The sequence below is a fragment of the Alkanindiges illinoisensis DSM 15370 genome (assembly GCF_000619845.1).
Taxonomy (GTDB): Bacteria; Pseudomonadota; Gammaproteobacteria; order Pseudomonadales; family Moraxellaceae; genus Alkanindiges; species Alkanindiges illinoisensis.
In genome coordinates this window covers 1636587-1657651 of the sequence record NZ_JHUX01000003.1, presented here as the reverse complement: position 1 = coordinate 1657651, position 21065 = coordinate 1636587, and the positions used below count along the sequence as shown (strand labels likewise).

At 47.8% G+C, this 21065-nt stretch carries 18 protein-coding genes and 1 pseudogene; 3 read left to right on the top strand and 16 right to left on the bottom strand.

Annotation, left to right across the window (positions count from 1 at the left end; all coding sequences use genetic code 11):
• Positions 1 to 44 precede the first annotated feature (44 nt).
• The 5 genes from Q337_RS18350 to lgt all read right to left on the bottom strand — a co-directional run bounded on the left by Q337_RS18350 (position 45) and on the right by lgt (position 4200).
• Entirely contained in the window at positions 45 to 563 is a 519-nt protein-coding gene (locus tag Q337_RS18350) for an META domain-containing protein (RefSeq protein ID WP_051526674.1), read from the bottom strand.
• A 172-nt stretch (positions 564 to 735) separates the two neighbouring features.
• Positions 736 to 1824: an Lnb N-terminal periplasmic domain-containing protein gene (locus Q337_RS0108285; protein ID WP_051526673.1), complete on the bottom strand. Its 1089-nt coding sequence runs from the start codon at positions 1822 to 1824 to the stop codon at positions 736 to 738.
• A 14-nt stretch (positions 1825 to 1838) separates the two neighbouring features.
• Positions 1839 to 2363 (bottom strand): dihydrofolate reductase, encoded by a 525-nt coding sequence (locus Q337_RS0108280; protein WP_026471197.1) that lies wholly within the window; start codon positions 2361 to 2363, stop codon positions 1839 to 1841.
• A gap of 38 nt (positions 2364 to 2401) precedes the next feature.
• Positions 2402 to 3244 (bottom strand): thymidylate synthase, encoded by an 843-nt coding sequence (gene thyA / locus Q337_RS0108275; protein ID WP_026471196.1) that lies wholly within the window; start codon positions 3242 to 3244, stop codon positions 2402 to 2404.
• 140 nt (positions 3245 to 3384) lie between these two features.
• A complete protein-coding gene (gene lgt / locus Q337_RS0108270) occupies positions 3385 to 4200 on the bottom strand; it encodes a prolipoprotein diacylglyceryl transferase (RefSeq protein WP_026471195.1) in 816 nt (271 codons plus the stop codon).
• A 107-nt stretch (positions 4201 to 4307) separates the two neighbouring features.
• On the opposite strand from lgt, the gene Q337_RS0108265 reads away from it, so the two are divergent.
• The gene (locus tag Q337_RS0108265) at positions 4308 to 5105 is read left to right on the top strand and encodes an NRDE family protein (RefSeq protein ID WP_026471194.1); all 798 of its coding nucleotides are present in this window, start codon (positions 4308 to 4310) and stop codon (positions 5103 to 5105) included.
• 5 nt (positions 5106 to 5110) lie between these two features.
• On the opposite strand, the gene Q337_RS0108260 is transcribed toward Q337_RS0108265, so the two are convergent.
• The 9 genes and pseudogenes from Q337_RS0108260 to Q337_RS19335 all read right to left on the bottom strand — a co-directional run bounded on the left by Q337_RS0108260 (position 5111) and on the right by Q337_RS19335 (position 15712).
• On the bottom strand, positions 5111 to 5560 hold the full coding sequence (locus Q337_RS0108260) for a DUF2059 domain-containing protein (RefSeq protein WP_026471193.1): 450 nt from the start codon (positions 5558 to 5560) through the stop codon (positions 5111 to 5113).
• Between the two features lie 38 nt (positions 5561 to 5598).
• Positions 5599 to 6216: an RdgB/HAM1 family non-canonical purine NTP pyrophosphatase gene (rdgB, locus tag Q337_RS0108255; RefSeq protein ID WP_026471192.1), complete on the bottom strand. Its 618-nt coding sequence runs from the start codon at positions 6214 to 6216 to the stop codon at positions 5599 to 5601.
• A 115-nt stretch (positions 6217 to 6331) separates the two neighbouring features.
• Entirely contained in the window at positions 6332 to 6922 is a 591-nt protein-coding gene (locus Q337_RS0108250; protein ID WP_034279261.1) for a tetratricopeptide repeat protein, read from the bottom strand.
• Positions 6919 to 7512 carry a methionine biosynthesis protein MetW gene (gene metW / locus Q337_RS0108245; RefSeq protein WP_026471190.1) on the bottom strand — a complete coding sequence of 198 codons (594 nt, stop codon included), beginning with the start codon at positions 7510 to 7512 and terminating at the stop codon, positions 6919 to 6921. The genes Q337_RS0108250 and metW overlap by 4 nt, the downstream gene beginning before the upstream one ends.
• A gap of 94 nt (positions 7513 to 7606) precedes the next feature.
• Positions 7607 to 8752 (bottom strand): annotated as a pseudogene (gene metX, locus Q337_RS17190) (homoserine O-succinyltransferase MetX); the annotation flags it as partial.
• 162 nt (positions 8753 to 8914) lie between these two features.
• Positions 8915 to 10594, bottom strand: coding sequence for a 2-isopropylmalate synthase (gene leuA, locus Q337_RS0108235; RefSeq protein WP_026471189.1), 1680 nt, complete (start codon positions 10592 to 10594; stop codon positions 8915 to 8917).
• Positions 10595 to 10948: 354 nt separating this feature from the next.
• Positions 10949 to 11632, bottom strand: a complete 684-nt coding sequence (locus tag Q337_RS0108225) for a Fe2+-dependent dioxygenase (protein ID WP_026471188.1) — start codon at positions 11630 to 11632, stop codon at positions 10949 to 10951.
• A gap of 174 nt (positions 11633 to 11806) precedes the next feature.
• Complete coding sequence (locus Q337_RS0108220) at positions 11807 to 14092, bottom strand: TonB-dependent receptor (protein ID WP_026471187.1); 2286 nt, start codon at positions 14090 to 14092, stop codon at positions 11807 to 11809.
• A 105-nt stretch (positions 14093 to 14197) separates the two neighbouring features.
• A complete protein-coding gene (locus tag Q337_RS19335; protein ID WP_051526672.1) occupies positions 14198 to 15712 on the bottom strand; it encodes an ATP-dependent DNA helicase in 1515 nt (504 codons plus the stop codon).
• Positions 15713 to 16020: 308 nt separating this feature from the next.
• On the opposite strand from Q337_RS19335, the gene Q337_RS18345 reads away from it, so the two are divergent.
• Together Q337_RS18345 and Q337_RS17180 are read left to right on the top strand one after the other, a co-directional pair.
• A complete protein-coding gene (locus Q337_RS18345; RefSeq protein ID WP_051526671.1) occupies positions 16021 to 16422 on the top strand; it encodes an RcnB family protein in 402 nt (133 codons plus the stop codon).
• Positions 16423 to 16469: 47 nt separating this feature from the next.
• On the top strand, positions 16470 to 16916 hold the full coding sequence (locus Q337_RS17180) for an RcnB family protein (RefSeq protein ID WP_034279260.1): 447 nt from the start codon (positions 16470 to 16472) through the stop codon (positions 16914 to 16916).
• Positions 16917 to 17049: 133 nt separating this feature from the next.
• On the opposite strand, the gene Q337_RS0108200 is transcribed toward Q337_RS17180, so the two are convergent.
• Together Q337_RS0108200 and Q337_RS0108190 are read right to left on the bottom strand one after the other, a co-directional pair.
• Complete coding sequence (locus Q337_RS0108200; RefSeq protein ID WP_026471185.1) at positions 17050 to 18831, bottom strand: acyl-CoA dehydrogenase C-terminal domain-containing protein; 1782 nt, start codon at positions 18829 to 18831, stop codon at positions 17050 to 17052.
• A 224-nt stretch (positions 18832 to 19055) separates the two neighbouring features.
• Positions 19056 to 20855: an acyl-CoA dehydrogenase C-terminal domain-containing protein gene (locus tag Q337_RS0108190; protein ID WP_026471184.1), complete on the bottom strand. Its 1800-nt coding sequence runs from the start codon at positions 20853 to 20855 to the stop codon at positions 19056 to 19058.
• Positions 20856 to 21065 lie beyond the last annotated feature (210 nt).

The following is a 21065-nucleotide window of genomic DNA, read 5'->3' as shown; positions in this document are numbered from 1 at the left end:
TCTAACATGATAAAATCTAAAAAATTCTCAAGAATAGTTTTTAACTAATTGGCTGTTGAGCTACCGGCCTTGCGTAGCGTAATCAGTTTATCACCCTTATTGTCCAGCAAAATCAGATAATCACTTTCAAACCGGTAAGCGCTAGTACGGTTTAATGCGTCACTAAAATTGCGTGACACGGTTTCATTACCGGGAATGCAAGCCATTCTGGTGCTAGCCACTTGGCCGAATTTCAGGCTGGTCATGTCGGCCTGATAGCTGCCCATAATCCGGTTGCAGCCATCATTGCCGGAAAAGCGCTGGGTACTGGCTTCAAGCTGAAGCGCAGGACGTAATTCCGAATTTACCGTGGTGCTGGAACCATCCATTGGCTGGATAAGTTCCCAGCGTGAGGCCGTTAGAATTTTAAGCGGATTGGAAGTGGAAATATCCGCCTTTGCTTGCAGCTCACCTGCCTGATTTAAAGAAGGGGTGGTGCTACAAGCTGTCATTCCAATAGTGGCACAGGCCATCAGACCATAAAAAAAATGACGATAATGAGAAGAGAAATTAACAAGGGACATTATTGGGATTTTCCTGTTTTCTGCTTGAATGACAAATTATAAAAGCAGAAACCTGCCGGACACTCTATAGACGCTGTATGGAAACTATGTCACCGAATGTTGATTCAGCTACTTACCGCTACACATTGTGGTGACAGTTTCATCGTCCCTTAAATATAATGAACACACAATACTAAGGCACAGGCTGAATATTAGGCTGGTGCCGGATTGCGGCCGAAAAAGCAGCGGAGTTACTTTGCCCGGACGAGTTGCCAGATGGAATATAGTGCTGAGCATAAGGATTAATATACGCCTGCTGCTGCAAGACACTAAAGGGTAATTGCTGGTTTAGCCCGCGGTGTTCATAAATATACTGCGGCAAATAACCACTTAAAATAATGCGGTAATCCAGTGGTAGCCCAGGGTCAATCAGCCGGGCCATGTTAAACACAATGGTGGTGCAATTACTGGTCAGGGTATTGTAGAAGCGTGGCTGCTGTTCAAGCTCACGTGCTTCTTGCAGATAACTGTTAAACAAGCTGCGGATGGTTGCTTTTGAAACCTGCATGCGATACAGGTAAACCTGCTCTTGGCGGATATTGGTGCGGGTATAGATAATGTCGCGTTCATCAGCAGCAATCAGGCTTAATTCAAACTTGCGAAAAAAACCGCCAAACGTGGAAAAAGTTTCATGCTGTTCACGGCGGGTTTCAATGGAAAAGGTGACATACTGACCATCAGTAAATCCAAAGCTCAGCAGTACATGGGCAATCTTTGGCCCCATCCAGTATGAGGTAATAACATCCAGCGAGGACAGTTTGTTGAGATCATACTGACGGGTTTCCCAGCGCGGGGTAAAATCCGTAGGACTGCGCCAGTCAAAGTTTCTGACATTATGCAGGGTGACCAGATGACCTGTTTGCTCAACCTGCAATTGCCGGGCAACATCAGGCGCCCATGGTTTGTTTTGTTGTGGTTGAATGGTATGCCACCAGCCAAGCAGTATCAGCCAGCACATGGCATAAACCCCGGCAATCCCAAAAGCTCGGTGTCTGGATGAGTGTCTGGTGAACCAGCCTATCAGCACGGCAATACTAAGCAGCCACCAGCCTGTAATCATAGTAATACTTAGCCATGCACTTGCTGGCAACTGAAACCACAACGCCATACTCGCCCATACACCTGAGCACAATACAGCAAGCACCAGCAGCACTTGCAAGACAAACGACAAGCCCCGTTTAAGGCTAGGGGCCAAAGCGTAGTTGCCGTTTTGCCGGTTCATTAAGCAGTGATACGTTATAGAAGGACTGGCTGGCGCTGGTAGCGCACGAATTCAAAGGCGACCCCGGTTTTTTCATCCTGCATGGGCTGGCGGCTAATCGCCTGAAAGCTTTTGGGAACCACTGGATAAAAAGTATCGCCCTGAACATCAAGACTGACATGGGTGAGTTCCAGCCGGTCAGCAATATCCAGCGTTTGCCGGAAAATTTCGGCACCACCAATAATAAAAATGGATTGCAGTTGCAGTTGCTTCACATCGGCACTGGCCTGATTGAGGATGTCGTCCAGCGTATGTGCAACCTTTACCTGATCGGCCTGCCAGCTTGTATCACGAGTGAGTACCCAGTTCACGCGGTTGGGTAAGGCGCGGCCCATCGAATCATAGGTTTTACGCCCCATCACGATAACACCACCTTGAGTGATGCGTTTGAAGTGCTTGAGGTCTTCAGTTAAATGCCAGGGCAACTGGTTATTGACACCAATGCAATGCTGCTCATCCATGGCAACCACATGCACAATTTCCAGTTCGTTCCAGGCCATGTTGATTTCTCTTAATTTAAATAGGGTGAGAGCAAACTTTATACTGCGACAGGTGCCTTAATTGCCGGGTGATGCTCATAGCCCATCAGTTCAATATCTTCAAATGTAAAGTCAAACAGGTCAGTTACTGTCGGGTTGAGCTTTAATTGTGGCAAGGGCAATGGATCACGGCTAAGTTGCAGCTCAGCCTGTTCAAAATGATTGCTATACAGGTGACAATCGCCGCCAGTCCAGACAAAATCGCCTACCTGCAAATTGCACACTTGTGCAATCATATGCGTGAGCAGGGCATAGCTGGCAATGTTAAAAGGCACACCCAGAAAAATATCAGCACTGCGCTGATACAACTGGCAGGATAGCTTGCCATCCTGTACAAAAAACTGAAACAGCGTATGGCAGGGCGGCAGTGCCACTTCATTGGCTTCGCGCGGATTCCAGCCGGAGACAATCAAACGGCGCGAATTGGGATTGGTCTTGATTTCATTGATCAGCCATTTCAGCTGGTCAAAACCATCATTGTTATAGCTGCCATCAGCCGCTTGTGTTGCGCCAAAATTGCGCCACTGGTGACCATATACCGGCCCCAGTTCGCCAGCTGGGCGGCCAAAACGTGCGGTTTGCTCCGCAGTTGCCCATTCATCCCAGATCGTGACTTTATTGTCTTGCAAATACTGCACGTTGGTATCACCGCGCAAAAACCACAACAGTTCTATGGCAACCGAACGAAAATGCACGCGCTTGGTGGTGACAATCGGAAAGCCTTTAGACAGGTCAAAGCGCATCTGGTGACCAAAAACCGAAACTGTGCCTGTGCCTGTGCGATCTGACTTTTTGCCACCGTGTTCAAGCACCAGTTTTAATAAATCAAGATATTGTTGCATAGCAGTCCAGCCGGTTTTGCGATTAATCAGAGTCTGCCAGTATAACGCAAAACGGGTAGGAGGCCAGCAGTGCACTCCAGTTCTATCTTGTAAAAAAGCCACCTTAAAAATGGTGGCTTAGTGTTGGATTCATTATACTTTTAAGTATTTTTCTGCGGTCCCCAGTCATAAATCCGGCGACGGTAGGCATACCACAGCATCCATAGGCCAATGATAATCATCGGGAAACTCAGCATTTGGCCTTTGGTCACCCAGCCCAGCAGGATAAAGCCCTGGTCGGCATCCGGTTCGCGGAAAAACTCAACAAAGAAACGCGCCAGACCATAGCCGATCAAAAATATTGCAGACACGGCCATACGCGGACGCGGCTTGGCACTAAACCACCATAACAGGATAAACAGTAAAATCCCTTCACCCAGTGCCTGATAAAGCTGGGAAGGATGCCGTGGCAATTTGTCTACATGCGGGAAAATCATTGCCAGTGGGTAATTGAGGTTTTCAACCGGGCGCCCGACCAGTTCACCGCCAATAAAGTTGCCAATCCGGCCAAAAAACAGGCCAGTCGGCACGCAGGGTGCAATAAAATCCAGGGTTTGAAACGCTGTTTTTTGATATTTGCGGGCAAAAAATACCATGGCAATCATCACGCCAAGAAAGCCGCCATGAAAGCTCATGCCGCCAGTCCAGACTTTAAACAGCCATACCGGATCACTTAAAAATTTATTAAATTCATAAAACAGTACATAGCCAATGCGTCCGCCTAGAATCACCCCAATCGCGCCATAAAACACCAGATCGGAGACCATTTCTGCCGTCCAGCCATCACGGGATTTTGCCCGGTAAGTGGCCAGCGCATAAGCCGTCAGGAAAGCCAGCACATACATCAGGCCATACCAGTGCACCTCGACAGGCCCAAGTGATACGGCAATAGGATCAAATTCCGGGAAGACAAGCATAATTATTCCAGTACGATTACAGCTTGGATAAGCAAAGTTGAATTGCAAAGTAGCCGCATTCTAGCGCATTCTATAGCCCAATTTGTGACTGTTTTTATTTGAAATTTATGTGCATTACTGCGTTGGCATGGCAAATATTGCCGGATCGTCCGGTATTTATGATGAGTAACCGCGATGAGTTTTATGCCCGTCCGGCTGCGCCACTTGGTGAGTGGGTGGATAGCTGCATTATTGCAGGGCAGGATTGCGTGTCGCATGGCACCTGGCTGGGCATGACCAAGCAAGGCAAGTGGGCAGTACTCACCAATTACCGTGAACCCCAGTCAGCTCAGGGTCAGAAGCTGCACGATCGATCGCGTGGCCTGCTGGTGACCGATTATTTAAACAGTGATATGCCGCCTATGGCATTTGCGCAAAAGCTGGCTGCCCAGCATAGCTATGCCGGTTTTAACCTGATCGTGGGTAATCTGGAGCAGGCCGTGGTGCTGAGTAACCGGGGCACGCCACCGACGCCACTGGCTAGCGGGTTCTATACCTTGTCCAATGGTTTGATTAGTGAACCGTGGCCGAAAATGGAACGCTTGCGCCTACGGGTAACTCAGGAAGTCCTGCCATTAATGCTGGCCAGCAAAGCCGGGCAACCCGTGCCAGAGGATGTGGTGAATACGGTATGGCACATTTTGAATGACCGTATTCAGGCTGAAGATGATGCGCTACCTGTAACCGGCATTAGCCCGGATTGGGAAAAACTGCTATCGTCGATTTTTATTCAAACGCCGATGTATGGCACCCGGGTATCCAGCATTTTAACGCTGGATAAGCAAGGCTATGAATTTCTGGAAAAAACCTATGTGCCTGAACAGCCAGAATCAGTGATAATTAAAACTGGTTACTGGAATGTATAGCCCGATTATGGGGCAGGGCTGGATTGCAATTGTTGCAAGGTTTTATGTATTGCCTCATGAAGGCTGTCACTGGATAAGTCAGCCAGTTTGACCGCAACAGCGGGATATTTTGCAGCAACTTGCTGTCCACCGGGACTTTGGTAAAAACCAATAAGTGCTTTCATATCCTGTTCGGAATAAATTGAACCGTACGCCTGAATCAGATCATTCAGCATTTTTTCCTGATCAATATTCTGCTCGAGATTGGTAAAAAAGCTTTCAGGGGTATCTGGCGGAAAACTACTGCGGGTTTGCTGTATGACAGACTGAATGGTGGCTTTCAGCATTTTCTTGGAATTATCCAGTGTGACAATTTGCTGGGCTAGCGCCAGTTTTTCTGGGGTAAGGTTATTGAGTGCGGCATAACTTGGACTAAACCATAAGCCCGCTAAAATTAATACCAGTAATGATTTCATTGCAGCCTTCCTTTATTGTTGGAAATAAGTTTTTAGCATTAAACCAGACTTTGCTTAAACAATTGCATCGCCTGCCCGCGATGGCTGATTTTGTTTTTCTCAGCCTTGTCCAGCTCAGCGCTGCTTTTACCAAGCTCCGGCAGCCAGAATAGCGGATCATAACCAAAACCGGCACTACCACGTGGCTGCTCCAGAATTTCGCCCTGCCACACGCCCTGATAGATCAAGGGTAAGGGATCATCCTGATGGCGCACCAGTGCCAGCACACAGACAAAATAACCCTGAATGGCCATGTCATTACGATACGGTTTTAAATCGTCCAGCAACTTCTGGTTATTTAAGGCATCATTGCCATGCTCACCGGCATAGCGGGCAGAGTAAATACCGGGTGCGCCATTTAATACAGGCACACATAAGCCTGAATCATCCGCCAGTGCAGGTTTGCCCGATAGCCGTGCCGCATGCCGCGCTTTTAAAATGGCATTTTCAATAAAACTTAAACCATTTTCCACAGCATCAGGAATTTCAAACTGCTTTTGCGGAACTACCTGAATTGGCAGATTTAAGGTTGAAAAAATATGCTGGAACTCGGCAATCTTGCCTGCGTTGTTACTGGCCAGAACCAGCTGATCTTGCGCTAACCAGTCGTACTGCATATTTTTTCCTGTTGCTGTGTGCTATTTAATTTGAAGTTTTAATAAAATGAGTAGGATATAAAAAAGCACCGATGATCACGGTGCTTTTGATTAACCTAATATTGCATCAGGGCTTTTAATCCGCAGTTTGGAACCAGCGATCCGCACGATCACGCGCGGCCTGAATATCCTGCTGGGTTAGGTTGGCAGCCAGTTTCAGGATTTTACCCTGTGCCTGCTTGCTCACATTACGGTCCAGCATGCCATCACGGGAGGCCAACTCATACCATTGATAAGCAGAAGACAGGTTCTGGTTGCGCTCTTCAATTAAAGCCAGATTATAGCTGGCCCGATTGTCACCCTGTTTGGCCGCTTTTTGTAACCAAAGCTTGGCATTATTAATATCCTGTTTCACGCCACGGCCTTCGGCATACATTTGCCCAACGTTTAGTTGCGCAGCCGATACACCCTGATCCGCTGCTTTTTTGTACCATGAAAATGCCTGAGCAAGATCAGCACTAACACCCTGACCCAGCTTGTAGCGGGTTGCCAGATAAAACTGGGCAGGGGCACTACCTGCTTTGGCAGCAGCCTGTAGCGAGGGCACGGCCATAGTCGCATAATTGGTTGATGCGTTGACACTCGCCGGGTTCATAATGAGTTCGGCATGCGCAGCACCCGCTGTAATGCCAAGGCTTAGCATGAGAATAGCAACTTGTTTTTTCATGTTCGGCTCACTCGATAAATTGCAATTTCCCCAAAAAGATTGGGGATATGCTTCATTAGAAAGCTTCCTTGCTGATCACCATTGACCGCAAGACGGTTAATTATGTGTATGTGATTTGCGGCACAAAGGGCTTCAAAATCACGAAAGGTACACAAATGGATATTTGGCGTATCGTACCACATATATGGCAATGCGTCAGATACAGGCATTTTCCCTTTTATACCTAAATAGCTTCTGGTTTTCCAGTGGGCAAAATTGGGAAAAGTGATAATGGCCTGCTTGCCAACCCGAACCATGTCCAGCAATAACTGGTCTGGTGCTTCTACAGCTTGCAACGCTTGTGCCATAACCACAAAGTCAAAACTCTGGTCATCAAAACGGCCCAAACCTTCGTTAAGGTCTTGTTGAATAATGTTTAAACCCCGGCCCAGTGCCGATGTAATCTTGTCTTCATCAATTTCCAGACCGTAGCCATTGATGTGCAATTTACGCTGCATGTGGGCCAAAAGCTCGCCATCACCACAGCCCAGATCAAGTACACGGGAATGCGGCTTAATCCATTTTTCTGCCAGTTGCTGATCAAGACGCATGGGTATTGCCTCCCGCAACATCGAAATTTTTTATTGAGGAATGTGTAAAAGAATGTGTATTTTGTGGCTGATTCTGTGGATAAAGCGGGGCACTTAAAAAAGCTTTCAGGCTATTCACATAGCGCGGAATTGGAAACAGGAATGAGTCGTGGCCTTGCGGTGCATCAATATCCAGATAGCTCACCGACTGGCGATTCTTGATGAGTGCATCCACAATTTCCTGCGAACGGCTAGGGGCAAAGCGCCAGTCAGTGGTAAAGGAAATAATCAAAAAACGGCACTGGGCACGGCTCAGCGCTTGGGTCAGGTTTTCATCATGATCGCGTGCAGGGTCAAAATAATCCAGCGCCTTGGTCATAATCAGGTAGGTATTGGCGTCAAAGTTGCGGCTAAACTGTTCACCCTGATAGCGCAGGTAGCTTTCCACCTGAAACTCAACATCATAGCCATATAAAAATTTACCGGATTTAAGGTCGCGGCCAAATTTTTGTTTCATGGCATCATCAGACAAATAGGTAATATGTCCCACCATACGGGCCAGAATCAGGCCACGCTTTGGAAAAGTATCCTGCTCCAGATAACGGCCGCCATGAAAATCCGGGTCTGACAAGATGGACTGGCGTGCCACTTCATTAAAGGCAATATTCTGGGCAGACAGTTTTGGTGTACTGGCAATCACTGCACAGTTTTTAAGGCGATCCGGATAGTCCACTGCCCATTGCAGCGCCTGCATACCGCCTAATGAGCCACCAATTACGGCATGCCAGACAGTAATACCCATACGATCCGCCAGTAGTGCCTGGGTATGCACCCAGTCGCGCACCGTTACTAATGGAAAATCCGGACCATAAGGACGGTTTTCATTATCGGGATTGGGCGAGGTTGGGCCAGTAGAGCCGTGACAACCACCAATGTTATTGAGTGCCACCACAAAAAACTGGTTGGTATCAATGGCCTTGCCGGGGCCAATACAGCTTTCCCACCAGCCGGGCTTATTGTCCTGCGTGCTGTGATACCCCGCTGCATGGTGATGGCCGGACAGCGCATGGCAAATCAGAATGGCATTGGACGCATTATTATTTAAGCTGCCATAGGTTTCAACCATCAGCTCAAAGCGTGGCAGGGTACGACCACATTCCAGCAATAAGGGTTGCTCAAAATGTTCGCAGCGTGGTGTTACAAGACCCACTGAGTCGGCAGGAAACCCGTTAGCAGTAGACGAGTCAGACGATAAACCCACGATAAAAAATTATCCTGATAGCAGTTAAACCAAACCCCCGAGTGTACGGGGGCTGGGCTGGGAGGGCAAGAGGAGAATGCCCGTTTGCTGTGCAAATCAGCATTAACATTGATGCAGTACAGCGCACTGAACCAGCAACAATGTTAGCAGCAAATCAATACCTTAAGCGTTGAGCTTGGCCTCAGCTTTGCGCAGTTGCAAGCGATTGGCACACGACAGAATAGCCTGAATGGATGCCGTAACAATGTTGTCATGCACACCAAGACCAAAGGTGCTGTGCTGTTGCTCGGTATCATTCAACTCCACAATCGCCAGTGCCTGTGCATTAGCACCCTGACCAATTGACCGTTCTTCATAGCTCAGTACATCAACGGGCAAGCCCAGCGCATTAATCACTGCTGAAATCGGGCCATTACCGGTGCCTTCAAACACATGGTCGCCACCATTATGCTCAATGAATAGCTTGATATGCTGTTTGCCGTTTTTGTCGGTTAGTTCATAATTAATGTGCTGGTAGGGACGATGCACCTGCACATAGGCCTGATTGAGCAAGTTCCACAGTACCTGTGCCGTTACCTCGCTACCATGCGTGTCGCTATAATCCTGCACCACCTGGCTAAACTCAATTTGCAGACGACGCGGCAACACCACGCCATAATGCGCTTCCAGCAAATAGGCAATCCCGCCCTTGCCAGACTGGCTGTTGACCCGGATCACGGCATCGTAGCTACGGCCAAGGTCTTTGGGATCAATCGGCAAATAGGGCATATCCCAGAAGCCATTCGGGTCCTGCTGCTCAAAGCCTTTCTTGATCGCATCCTGATGGCTGCCGGAAAACGCGGTAAATACCAGATCACCCGCATAGGGATGGCGTGGATGCACAGGCAGGCCAGTGCATTCTTCAATGGTACTGATAATTTCATTGATATTGGAAAAATCAAGATTTGGGCTAATGCCTTGTGTGTACATATTCAGGGCAATGGTAGCCACATCCACATTACCAGTGCGTTCACCATTGCCAAACACACAGCCTTCCACACGATCAGCACCTGCCATAATCGCCAACTCTGCGGCGGCCACCCCACAGCCGCGATCATTGTGCGGATGTACGCTAATAATCACGCTGTCGCGCATAGCAAGGTTGCGGTGCATCCATTCAATCTGGTCGGCATACACATTGGGAGATGCCACTTCCACTGTGGCAGGCAGGTTTAAAATAATCTTATTATCCGGCGTAGGCTGCCAGACTTCACACACCGCATCGCAGACTTCCTTGGCAAAATCCAGTTCGGTTGCGGTAAAGGTTTCTGGGCTGTACTGGAATGTCCATTGGGTTTCCGGTTGCAGTGCTGCCAGTTCCTTCACTTTTTGCGCGGCATTAATGGCCAGTTGCTTGTTGCCTTCGCGATCTACTTTCAGCACTTTTTCACGAAAGGTCGGTGAGGTTGCATTATAAATATGCACAATTGCCTGTTTGGCGCCTTTTAACGATTCAAAAGTGCGTTCAATCAAATGATCGCGGGCTTGGGTGAGCACCTCAATGGTGACATCATCAGGGATATAATTTTCTTCAATCAGCTTACGCACAAAATCAAAGTCAGTTTGTGAGGCAGAAGGGAAGGCAACTTCAATTTGCTTAAAGCCGATTTTGACCAGTATTAAAAACATTTTGAGTTTTTGTTCAGGATTCATTGGTTCAAACAAGGCCTGATTGCCATCACGCAAATCGGTGCTCATCCAGATGGGGGCTTTATCAATTTGCTGGTTGGGCCACTGGCGGTCTGGCAAGTTCACTTGCTGGTACATGCGGCGATATTTGCTGGCTGGATTGGCTAACATCATCATTCTCCCGGTCAGTACTGGGCTGACTGAATATTAAAATGGATATCAATAAATTTTGAAAAGTATTAAAAATTCTTGGCTAAAAATCAGTACACTTTAGTTTTAAACACATAAAAGATTGATAAAAGCACAATACTGATTTTTAGCGGGTGTCTGGACGACACAGGGGGCGAGGAAAAATATTATATGCGCGCAAGGCGCAGCAGTAACAGCAGGCCAAGATTGCGGTTAAGCAGGCCTGAAAAAGAAGGGGCAAAAGATACAGCGTTATTTTTCATAACCCTGATAATAAGCGTTTTAAGCAAGCTGTCAATAGCCAATGTCTATATTCTTATATGAGGCATTGATGAGCAGTCAAACCTCGGCCCACATCCGGATCAGGTTATGGTACAGGCTGGTGAGCTTGATCACTTCAGGATATAAGTCTCCGTGCTGCGTGCGCAGGCTTTGAATGCTTTCATCCAGATTGAACAGCAAGTGGCGCTGGCTGTCATCACGGATCATGCTTTGTACCCAGAAAAACGAGGCAACCCGGCAGCCACGCGTGACTGGCGTCACCTGATGCAGGCTGGTGGACGGATATAAAATCAGGTCGCCGGCGGGCAGCTTGATTTCATGGAAACCATAGGTGTCTTCTACCACCAGTTCACCGCCGTCATAGTCGTCGGGATCGCTTAAAAACAGCGTGCAGGAGACGTCGGTACGGATATGCTGGTTGGTGCCGCGAATCAGGCGAATGGCATTGTCAACATGAAAACCAAATGATTCGCTGGCTTCATAGCGATTAAACAGTGGTGGAATGATCTGGTGAGGCAGTGCAGCCGAGACAAACAGCGGATGGTTCCATACCGCAGCAATAACCTGTTCACTGAGAAAATGGGTGAGGGGTGAATCTTCTGGCAATTGCTGATTTTTCTTGACCGCAGCAGACAATGTTCCGGCAGTAAGCTTGCCATTGGTCCAGTCGGCCTGATCCATGCGCTGGCGAAATTCCTTGACTTGTTTTGGCGTTAGGACATTGGGAATATGATGAATCAAGACTGCGCCCTCAGATAGCCCTAATAAGAATGACAATGTTAAAACGTGATCAGCAGGCCTTCATCCTAAATGAAGGGAATAAATAAAAATAGCCTCGCAGCGGAGGCTATTTAGACATTGTAGCTAGGTATTATAGCGCAATCCCATAAATTAATTATGGGATTTTTCTGCTGTTTAGTACTTGAAGTTCAGCGATAAAATGGCATTACGGCCATCTGCTTCAGTCGCATAATGAGAAGCATAGGCCTTAGTGAAGTAGCGCTTGTCTGACAGGTTGTTGACATTAAGCTGCAGGTTGACGTTTTTGTTAACGATGTATTGTGCCATTGCATCGTAGCGGGCATAACCAGGCACATATTTGGTATTGGCCGTATTGCCATAAACCTTATCCATGCCAAATACGCCTGCACCTAATGTTAACTGTGGCAGTATCTTATAGGTTGTCCACAAAGAGCCGCTATTTTTAGCAACATTGGGTACCGTATTGCCATTATAGGCACCAGCGACATAATTGGGTGCTGCAGTAGTACCCAGATTAATAGCGCCACCATCTACCAGTTCACTGTCCAGATAGCTATAACCAGCAAAGATTGCCCATTGCTCAGTAATGTTGCCGCTCAAGCCCAGTTCTATACCATCAACACGGGTTTCCCCAATATTCTGGCTATTGCCGTTGACATCGGTGGCACGGGTATTGGTTTTTTCAGTACGGAAAATGGCTGCTGTAGCATTCAGTTTCTGGTCCAGAAAATCCCATTTGGTACCAATTTCCATGGTACGGATTTCTTCAGGCTTCAGGTTCTGGTTGGCTGCACTGATGTTTTCGGAGCCGTCACCAGCATCCACACCTACTGGATTAGCAGAGGTTGCGTAACTGGCATAAATGCTGCTGTTGCTAGCTGGCTTGTAGGTTAAACCCGCCTGATAGTTAAAGAAATCACTATCATTGCTAAACTTGACGCCACTGGCATAGGTCAGCATGTCAGTATTGAATTGATCCCAGCGAACACCCAAATCCACTAACCATTGTGGATTTAACTCAATATTATCCAGCAGGTAAATCCCTGTGGTTTCTGTATCAATATGCAGGACACGCTTGTTGGCAATCAGACGATCTTTCCATACATCCTGTGGATTAGGATTGTTTAGGTCTGTACACCAGCCATTGGAAGCAGCACCCGTACCCAAGGCACAGGCATTGTCGTTCACAGGTGTCTTGGTGTCATCTGCACCCAGAATCGGCTTGCCAGAATTTGAAGCAGCGGTATAACTGCCACGCTCAGATTCCTGCTTGCTGTATTCTGCACCTGCATTAAAGCTGTGTTTTAGCATGCCCGTATTAAATTTGCCGGTCAGGGCCAACTGGTCATTAAAAGTATCGGTATCGGTTATCCGTGAGTTGGCACGGCGCCATACCTGACCATTAACGATATTACCCTTGCTGTCATCCGGCTGGGTCCAGGCATAGTCATTTTTAGAGTTTGACCATACCGCTGTATTGGCCAGGGTTAGCTCGTCATTAAAGTCATGTTCCAGCTTTAATGTACCAATCTGGTTTTCCTGCTGCTGAAAGTCACGATCTTTCCAGCCATAATAAATGCCTTGTTTGGCTTGCAGCGGTTTACCTGTTGCAGTATTGGTTGCTGCATCCCAATAAGGTACACCCGAATCAGGCATATCATCAGTTTTCAGGTAATAGTAGCTTAAAACTGCACGGTTTTCCGTGCCTAAGCCCAACGCAATCGATGGGGCAATACCGGCACGCTTGTATTCAGCGCCATCGGTTTGGCCAGCTTTTTCATTTTGATGACCCAATACGGCTACACGGCCTGCAACTCCGTTGCCAAAATCTTTATTACCATCCAAAGTAATGCGGGCATAGTTATCAGTGCCGCCTGATACCGTACCTTCCAGTGCATCACCCTGATGAGCAACCTTGGTCACCAGATTAATGCTACCGCCAGTTGAGCCACCACCACCAATGGTAGAGCTTGAACCCTTGATCACATCAACCTGTTCAACTGCAAACATTTCACGGTTTTGTGAGGTGGCATTGCGCACGCCATCCACATAAATTGAGCTTTCAGAGGTAAAGCCGCGAATAAATGGACGGTCGCCATTCGGGTTACCGCCTTCACCAGCACCCAGCGTAATGCCGGGAACAGTACGTAGTGCATCGCTTAGTGTAGTTGCCTGAGTGTCTTCAAGCACTTTTTTGGGAATAACCACAACCGATTTTGGCGTGTCCAGCAGCGGGGCAGTAAATTTGGAAGACTGAACGTTGTCAACTTTATAGGAATCGTTGCCTGAAGAACCCTCAGCAGTAACCTGAATGGTCGGTAATACATCAGTTTCGGCAGCAGTAGCCATAGCAGGCAGGGCCGCTAGCGATAACATGGACACAAGCACAGTTTTATTGTGTCTTGCCGTATTTTTCTTGCGACTAACGATATGTGTCATACGTTTATTCCAAAAAACCCAAAGAAGTGCTTTGTTACAAATTGTTGGCTATTGTAGTGATAATTATTATTATTAACAATATTTCTTAGCGTGTTTTTTCATAAATTATGAGGAAATTAACACATTTCCTTCACGAAGCTGACGATAGAAATTCACTGATTCTGTGTCGACCAGGATGTCATTCAGGTGAAGTTTGCGCGAAAAAGACAAGCCTTCCAGCGTACGGCAACGGCTCAACGCTACATAGGTCTGGCCAGTTTCAAACGCGCCCTTACCCAGCTCCAGATGCACCTTGTCAATGGTACGTCCCTGGCTTTTATGAATCGTCATGGCCCATGCCAGCACCAATGGAAACTGGGTATAGCTGCCCACTTCAATTCGCTCAATTTCCTGTTTGGCCGCGTTCCACTGATAATGATATTCCGGCCATTCCACCCGTTCGACGTCTACTTTTTCACCAGTACTTTGCAGGCTTACAATAATTTCATCATCATGCAAGGCAGTAATCTGGCCAACCGTTCCATTCAACCAGCGCCGCTGCGTGTCATTTTGGGTAAACATCACCTGTGCGCCAACCTTAAGGCGCAAATGTAGGGGAGAAGGCAGGCGGTCTTCCTTGAATTCACCTTCAAGCTCGCCGCTATAACACACTTCAGACGCATCAATACGGGTCAGTTCAGCCTGATTCTTGTGTTCAACTTCAGCGTTTCTGGGGGAAAGCCATACTGCACCCTGCGGCGGAGTTTTGGTAATCAGGCAGCGCTGGTTTAACTGTTCAATACTATCAGCAAGATCATGGCCTTCACGGATATTGCAAAGCAATTGCACAAAATCCTGCTGGGTTTGCCGATAGGTATGGGTGAGTTCAATGGCACAGTAATCGGTAGTTTTAAGACTACGTGCATTGTAAAATTTGGGGCTGCCATACACCTGTTCAAACAGGTCGCGGGTTTTTTCACTAATCACCGGCGGTAACTGGAACAGGTCACCTACCATCACGACGGTCAGGCCACCAAATGGCTTGTCAATGCCGCGATTAAGGCGCAAATAGGCGCTAATACCATCCAGCAGGTTGGCAGTAACCATGGAAATTTCATCAATAATCAGCAGCTTGGCTTTCTTGATTTCACGTTTTTTACCAGGCTTGATGTCCTGCTTAACAATCCAGGCTGGTGGCAACTGAAACATGGAGTGCAGGGTACGGCCACCCACATTAATGGCTGCCATGGCGGTAGGCGCGCCCAGCAGGACTTCGCCCCGATATTCACGGCATAACCATTTAATAAAGGTACTTTTGCCAGTGCCTGCACCGCCAGTTAAAAAAATGACTGGAAATTGCTGCTCAACCAGCTGCTTAACAAACAGGTATTCCGGCAGTATCTCAATGCCCCTGACAGTGCGAAGGCAGCCCTGATGCTGCACCATTTGTGTCATGGTTTTTAACGCATACTGTAGTTCGGCGCTTTGCACTGAAGCCGCTATTTGATCTTGGTGCTGGGTGTCAACATCATGGTCAATCAGTTGCAACTGAACCGATTTTTTAAGATGAAAAAATACATTGTTCAGGGCAAATGGTGCCGCTTGCACCGCAGTATCACTGGACGGATCATCAGGCTTCATAGAGATTTATCAGCGATTGATTACAGAAAAAGTAGTAGCCCTGTCACAGCAGACAGATGCCATAAATAGTTTGATAGAGAGATTTTATGCAAACACAATGCATGCTTGTACATTAATGGAGCTTGATCACCTGCACATAAAGTATTCGTTTATTCGCAGTTGTAACAAATTATGAAGGGAATTTACAGCTTGAATATTCAGACCTGCGCTAAACAGCAAAACTTCATTCACAGTTTCTCCCCAAGCCAGTAATAAATTAAAGCTATGGCGATGATTCGCGCCACTAGCAATGAGTGTTCAAACAGATCATGAAAAACACAGTAACCTTAAAAACCCTGATGATGATTGGCTTGAGTGTGGTTTCAATCCATTCCTTTGCTTACACCAGCCATGATGACCATAACAACCATGCCTATGAGCATGCTAAAGATCATCATGCAGTAGATTATCGTCCGGTTAAGGTGGTTCAGGTCAGCCATGATTCACATCGTGACCAATATAATCGCAAGGACTTTACACCGCATACCCACTGGAAAACCGGCTATGTTTTGCCAAACCAGTATCGCGCAAAAGGGTATCAGGTTTATCGCTATAAGGGCGCTGGCCTGCAAGCACCGGGTAAAAACCAGCAATGGTTTAAGATTAGAGGTGATTATGTACTGGTTAATGTGGTCAATCATCACATTATCCGGATCGTCAGTGGCCGCTAAATAAAGCCAGACTTTAATAAAAAACAGCAGGGCAGGAGCATCACGCCATGAAAATTCTGAATAAGGACATGACAGCAATAAAAACGGGCAGCATGCAAAACAGGATGCTGGGTCTGGGCATGCTGGTTGCTTCACTCATGCTGGTCAGTGCATCGGCCAGTGCGTGGAGTAATAATCACGCTCAGCGTTATGAGCACCGCCATGACTATCGCCATGAACAGCGTGTACAACATGACCGTGAATTACAACGGCAGCATGTCAAGCAGCAGTTAAAACAACGGGCACGTTATCGCGCAGCACAGCGTCATGCTGCCTATCACCAGTGGCGACGAGGCGAGTATTTACCGGTAGCCTATCATTCACCGCGTTATGTGGTGCATGACTGGCGTGCCTATCGCCTGAGTGCGCCACCGCGTGGCCATGAATGGCTACGGATTAACGGGCGTTTTGTTCAGGTTTCTGTAGGGAACCATCGTGTTTCCCGTATCTGGTAATCGTAAACTTTCACAACGCCATCCACACAACAAAAAAGCCTACATCATGTAGGCTTTTTTGCTTAACACCAATTTTAACAGCAAGGCTTAATCACTGGATGTATCGCAATCCAGCCATCAGTCTTATCTAGGCTTAGGCATAGGTAGTGAAATATTCAGGGCTAAATTGCATCAGCAGTGCGCCACCAGCCTGAATCTTGGCAATACGGGAATCCAGTTCTGGCAGCATACGCGCCACAAAGTACTTGGCCAGATTCAGCTTGCTCTCATAGAATTCACCGGACTTCTGGCTGGCTGCGGCACTGATTTTGGCAAACATATACGCATAGCTCACCAGACCAAAGGCATGCAGGTAATCCACAGAAGCGGCATTGATTTCATCAGGATTGCCCTGGGCATTTTCAATGACCAGCTTGGTGACTTGTTCCAGTTTATCGGCAGAATTCAGGGTTGCTTGCTTAATGAAATCCAGATCGGCAGACAGGGTATTGGCAAACTCGCGGATTTCTGCCAGATAGGTGGCAACAAATGCACCGCCGTTTTTCACCACTTTACGGCCCATCAGATCCTGTGCCTGTATGCCATTGGTGCCTTCATAAATCTGGGCAATCCGCAGATCGCGCACGCACTGTTCCATACCCCATTCACGGATATAGCCATGACCACCAAAGACCATTTGCGCATCCAGTGTGGCGCTTAGGGCAACATCGGTCAGGTAGGCTTTAGCCACCGGGGTCAGCAGGGCAACCCGGTCATTGGCTTTCTTAACCGTGTCCTGATCTTCACAGAACTTGGTCATGTCCAGTTGCTGGCCTACATACACCGCAAAGGCGCGTGAGGCTTCGTTGGTAGCACGCACGTTAAGCAACATGCGGCGTACATCCGGATGAACCAGAATGCTGTCAGCTACTTTTTCAGGCTGCTTGGCACCGGTAGCACTACGGCCTTGCAGGCGGTCAGTGGCATACTGGGCAGCATTCTGGTAGGCATATTCAGACGCACCAATGCCCTGAATACCCATAGACAGGCGCTCGTAGTTCATCATCACGAACATGGCTGCCAAACCTTCGTTTTCCTTGCCAACCAGATAGCCTTTGGCACCGTCAAAGTTCATCACACAGGTTGCAGAGGCCTTGATACCCATTTTATGTTCAATCGAACCCGGGCCAACCGGATTGCGCTCGCCCACGCTGCCATCTTCATTGACCAGAAATTTTGGTACGATAAACAGTGAAATCCCGCGCGAACCAGCAGGTGCATCCGGGGTTTTGGCCAGTACCAAGTGAATGATATTTTCGCACAGGTCATTATCACCACCGGTAATAAAGATCTTGGTGCCAGTAATGCTGTAAGAACCATCATCGTTGGCAACGGCTTTAGTCTTGATAATACCAAGGTCAGTACCGGCATGTGGCTCAGTCAGGCACATGGTGCCACCCCATTCGCCACTATAGATTTTTGGCAGATAGGTTTGTTTTTGTTCTTCAGACGCATAGCTGTTTAAGGCCATACCTGCGCCAATGGATAACAGCGGATAGAGCTGGAACGACGGATTGGTGGCAAACAGCATTTCATCCGTCAGTACAGTCAGCATTTTTGGCATGCCCTGACCGCCCCATTGTTCATCGGCACCCAGACCAATCCAGCCGCCATCGGCAAATTGACGGAATGCATCCTTGAAGCCTGCTGGCGTATACACCTGACCATTTTCAATGCGCGCACCTTCTTCATCACCACTGCGGTTCAGCGGCAGGGTCACGTTCTGGGCAAACTTGGCCATTTCTTCCAGAATGGCATCAACAGTGGCGCTGTCAATGTGAGATAGACCGGCATTGCTTTGCCAGAACTGTTCAGCCTGGAACACGTCATTAAGAATAAAGCGCATGTCTGCAAGAGGGGCGTTATAAATTGGCATGATTCACCTACAGGAACAAGTTAAAAGAGATTGGAACAGCAATCAGCAATGGGCTGAAAAACAGCAACCGGATAAAATTTGCAGCATTATAAGCTAAAATCGTGCCCGAGACGTAGGGCGATGCTGGCAGATAGATGATAGGTGCATTAATATCTATCTGAATAAAATACACTCGACAAATAAAACAAAAAGCTGGCATGACGCCAGCTTCTGTTTACAACAGCTTAGAATGCAAAGTGTTCTGCATCCAGCGCCATTAAGGACTCTACACCAGTAGCAATCACGTCCACATGCGAGCGGGTACGTGGCAACAGTTTCTTGAAGTAGAAACGGGCAGTGGTGATCTTGGCATTGTAGAAGTCGGTTTCGGTGGTGTCACCGGCCAGTTTCTCCTGGGCAACCAGCGCCATGCGGGCCCACAGGTAAGCAAAGGTCACATAACCAGAGAAGTACAGGTAATCAACCGCAGCAGCACCCACTTCATTTGGGTTTTGCATGGCTTTCATACCAATCTGCATGGTCAGGTCGCCCCATTCCTTGTTCAGCGCAGCCAGTGGCTCAATGAACTCTGCCATGGCAGCATTGTCCTTGTTGGCTTCACAGAATTTGTGAATGATCTTGGTGAAGTCTTTGAGCAGCGCACCCTGAGTTTGCAGCACTTTACGGCCCAGCAAATCCAGCGCCTGAATTTCAGTCGTACCTTCGTACAGGCAGGCAATGCGGGTATCGCGCACAATCTGTTCCATACCGTGTTCACTGATAAAGCCGTGACCACCGTAAATCTGAACACCATGCTTGGCAGATTCAGAACCAGTTTCGGTCAGGAATGCCTTGGCAATTGGCGTTAGCAAAGACAGGATATTGTCCGCGTATTTTTTCTCTTCTTCGTTGTCACCCGCTTCAACGATATCAGCAAACTGGGATAACAGGTAAACCAGCGCACGGCCACCTTCAGCAAATGCTTTCTGGGTCAGCAGCATGTTGCGTACGGCAGGGTGAACGATAATTGGATCAGCTTCTTTTTCCGGGTTTTTAGGGCCGGTTAAAGAACGCATGGCCAGACGCTCGCGGGCATACATCAGCGCGCCCTGGAAAGCACCTTCAGATGCTGCCAGACCCTGAACCGCCGTACCAATACGGGCGGTGTTCATGAAAGTGAACATGCAGTTCAGACCACGGTTTTCTGGCCCAATCAGGAAGCCTTTGGCGCCGTCAAAGTTCATGACGCAAGTGGCGTTACCATGAATACCCATTTTGTGTTCAATCGAACCACAGCGAACAGTGTTGCGCTCGCCGACGCTACCATCTTCGTTCACGTTGAACTTGGGAACGATAAACAGGGAAATACCCTTGGTGCCTTTTGGTGCGCCAGGCAGACGGGCCAGTACAATATGGATAATGTTTTCTGCCATGTCGTGTTCACCGGCAGAAATAAAGATTTTCTCACCGGTAATCGCATAGCTGCCATCTTCATTTGGCTCAGCTTTGGTACGGATAATGCCCAGGTCAGAACCCGCGTGGGATTCAGTCAGACACATGGTACCAGTCCATACACCGGATACCAGCTTGCTCAGGTAAACTTCTTTTTGCTGCTCGTTACCATGATGCTCAATGGTACGGATCGCACCATGAGACAGGCCAGGATACATGCCCCATGACCAGTTGGCAGTACCCACCAGCTCAGAAATGGCATTGCCGATAGAACCCGGCAGGCCCTGACCGCCATGCTCAGCAGATACAGCCAGTGACGGATAGCCCAGCTCGATATATTTCTGGTAGGCTTCTTTAAAGCCTTTTGGCGTGGTAACAACGCCGTCTTCGTAATGACAACCTTCCTGATCACCAGAATGATTGATTGGGGATAATTCGTTTTCGCAAAAATCAGCAGCAGCTTCAATAATGCCATCGATCAGTTCGCGATTTGTACCAGCATAGGCAGAGATTTTGTCATAATGCTGTTCGGCATTGAGCAATTCGTGCATTACAAACTGAATGTCACGTAACGGTGCTTTGTACTGTGGCATATTTTATTTCCTCGAAACGGCAAAAAATTGCACTAAATAAATCACATCAATGGTGGCACGAAAGCGCAATCTGGATTGATGGACCGCATTATTCCCAATAGAGATTGGGCCAATTTAAACGGATGCAAGTTTGGTTCAGTCAGGGGTGGCCTACCACCATATTTTATGACTGAATAGTCAAGCATGGTAAAAAATCGCCGCATTATAAAT